Origin of the sequence: Erwinia sp., assembly GCF_031978025.1 — a bacterium.
Classification (GTDB): domain Bacteria; phylum Pseudomonadota; class Gammaproteobacteria; order Enterobacterales; family Enterobacteriaceae; genus Erwinia.
The window spans coordinates 1-3,034 of sequence record NZ_DALZCD010000384.1; the positions used below are offsets into that span (position 1 = coordinate 1).

Below are 3,034 nucleotides of genomic sequence, written 5' to 3' on the forward strand. Positions count from 1 at the left end.
CTTTGGTGGTGGTCGCTTTATGTATCAGCTCCGCCAGGTACGGCGCCGCGCCGCCCGCTACCGCTGCCGACAGGTTGCCGCCCGCCAGCGCCGAGGCTGCCGCCGTTGCCGCGCTGATGCCCTGCTGAAGGGCGCTGCCCGTTCCCCACGGCGCCATGGCATTATTGTAAGCCTGCTGCGCTATATCCTCGTAGCCGGGCGCCGTTTCCACCCTGTTCTTCCGCGCTTTTTCCTCCAGCTGCGCTTTTGCCGTCGCCATCAGTTGTGGGTCCAGCTTCGCCTTCTCGCCCGCTATTTTGCCCTGCGTCCTGACGATGTCGCTGACCTGCAGGCCGATATCCACCACCGCCTGCACCGTCTCCACCCGCCGCTGCTCTTTCTCCCTGTCGAAGATTTTATCCAGCCCCGGATTCGCATTTGCCACGTCCCGGCTCAGGTCAGCCACGCTCTGCTGCTGTTTATCGCCATTGCGAACGGTAAGGGTGCCTTCGCTCACCGCCGACTTTGTCACTGACGCGGCGCTGCCGCCGCCGTTGATGCCTGCCAGCATCGTGCTGGCCATATTACCCAGCATCTGGCTGCCAATCGGGCCGCCGGTACTCATGCCCACGCTCTGGTGTTCGACCTTGTAGTCCGCATGGTTCTCAATGTTGCTGAAGCCCAGCGTGCCGGTATCCAGCTTGTTTTTGTCCGCCGTCGCTGATGAGCCGATACCATGCCAAAAAGTTAATCACGTATGAGCCAGAAAAGAATTGGGGAATGGCGAAGGCTGAATTAACTACATGATTACCAGTGAAAGATCTTGGAGGGATCGCCTTAATTTACACTGTAACCGTTTATTTTTATATATAACCAAATTTTTCACTCGAGAATAGAGGGAATAACATCAAACTTACATTGAATATAAATGATTTAGGCGGCAAGGATATTACATCATAAATATTCTTCAGCTCATCATATAAACAGCCTGGCCTGCTGGCAGAAGCTAAAACAACATCTATGGCCCATTTTATTTTACCGGGCAGTACATTTAACGGCACCCAGATATCAACACGCGCACTTAATCCTCATTAGATTTTTATTACATCATAAATAATGACAACGTTAAAACAGTCAACACCTGACCTGCATGCTGTACTTTTTTTCAAAAGCACAGAGTTCATCAAGACTACGATTATTACCTTCAGCAAGTTTACAGAAAAACCAATTGAGCAAAACCCTGATTTTTATTTTCACAGGAATATATCGGAAAATGTTTTATAAGAATCATCCAGAATACCTCTGTAAACACCCTCTTGTACAATTTCATCATAACGATCAGAAACTTTATTAATTAAACTATTAGAATATTCATTCCTGAAAGGGGCGTTACTATATTGGCAAAGCCCAACCATTGCTGTGGCAAGGACTGGAGGTGACATTTTCCCTACTTCTGTTTCAACATGCAAAAGAGAATACTCCTTATTTAAATCAAATAAATGAGATAGACAGCTTGACTTTAAATATTTATCACCAATATTATCGTCATTAAGTATTATTTTACAATATTTCTCACAGAGCTCTGGTTTTTCTTGAAATAGTTCCAGCAAACACTCGGCCGCCTCATCATCAGGATTCTCAAACGAATCAACATTCACAAATCCGTTTTTGATATAATTTTCTAACTTTACTGATACTTGTATCTCTTTCTTAATGTTCATTTCTTATCCTTAAAATGTACCCGTAGTCATTGTAGTCAGTCTTTTCGTACCATCATCCATTACTTTCCATTTTGCGTTAATACGCACAGATCCAGTTGTGCCATGGAGAACAATAGAACTGCTTGGGTTGCTTGCATTCACATCTCTGGCTGACTCCAAAAGTTTATCCATAATAATAGCGTTATTTTTAGGTGTAATTAAGTAAGCATCTCTATAGGTATAGCACCAGTAAAAAAAATCAAATAAAGCAAATTATAAACAACATCAAAATTTGTAGTAACCTGCTTCTCACACCAACAATCCCCATTAATCATCACGTTTCCTGTCGGAGCATCAAAGTTATTTAATGTTCTAACCACACCCTCACCACCAATAAACTCCAATAAGGTTATCATATAATAGTAGCCATCACTTTCTATACTCAACCTTTCCGGCCCATCCCCTTCAAGATTAACAACCTCTAAATACAGACTGCCTGCATTACCTTTTAATTTTTTTAGGGAATCATGAACATCTTCCCATGAAGGAGAGGATATAACCTTACGGTGCCCATTTATAAATAATGACAATTCAAATTCCAGCATCATTTACCTTCCTTTTTAGATACTATTTTTTTCATTCCATTTTCCCAGTAAAGCGTTTTGCCAGTCGCTTCTTCAAAAATAGTTAACGACTTCAAACCTGATTTTTCTGCCATTGTGCGAATATCAGTTCTACAAAAGTCACAAACTGGTTTCCCAGTTACTATCAATTGCATATCTCTACCTTTTGTAATCCCTTGCTCATAAGCTTGCTGAATTGTTCCAACTTCAGCATGAGCTGTGGCCATATTACCATTAGGAAAATTTTTACCAGGACGATTAACAGCCTTAGCCCTAACTATATCGTTAGTTAGAGTTGGCCTGCTTGCATCACCCAAATAAAAATCCGGTCTATTACCCTGATTTGTATCAATAAAAGTCTTTCCGGTTACCGGATCCCTCAGTTCCGCTGTTACTTTAGGTATTGATGTGTGCGTTTGACGATCTAATACATGTGAGCTGTCCTGAGTTGCCAGCTGAGTTGGAGAAATTATCGAGCCATCAGTATTGCTCATAACTTTACTACCCTGCCTGCTTCCCAAAACAATCGCCGTACCTAGGCCAACATTGGCAAGACCTTTTGCATATTCGCCCTCACTTATCTGCCCAATACCTCTACCAGTCTGATAAGCTCCTCCGACGGCCACGCTACCGCGTACCAGCGCTCCCGGTACTCCAGGAAGAACCATAAGTGCATCGGTTCCCAATGCTGCCTGCCCTGATTGAGCGCTGTAGGTCTTCAAATAACCCAGA

Annotated in this window: 3 protein-coding genes and 1 pseudogene; all 4 read right to left on the minus strand. The window is 43.7% G+C overall.

Annotation, left to right across the window (positions count from 1 at the left end):
* A pseudogene (locus tag RTK32_RS20610) lies at positions 1 to 604 on the minus strand (hypothetical protein); the annotation flags it as partial.
* Between the two features lie 628 nt (positions 605 to 1,232).
* Positions 1,233 to 1,700, minus strand: coding sequence for a hypothetical protein (locus RTK32_RS20615; protein WP_312047210.1), 468 nt, complete (start codon positions 1,698 to 1,700; stop codon positions 1,233 to 1,235).
* A 197-nt stretch (positions 1,701 to 1,897) separates the two neighbouring features.
* Positions 1,898 to 2,287 carry a DUF6911 family protein gene (locus RTK32_RS20620; RefSeq protein WP_312047211.1) on the minus strand — a complete coding sequence of 130 codons (390 nt, stop codon included), beginning with the start codon at positions 2,285 to 2,287 and terminating at the stop codon, positions 1,898 to 1,900.
* The coding region (locus tag RTK32_RS20625) for a hypothetical protein (RefSeq protein WP_312047213.1) at positions 2,284 to 3,034 on the minus strand (751 nt) is incomplete at its 5' end. The genes RTK32_RS20620 and RTK32_RS20625, both read right to left, overlap by 4 nt.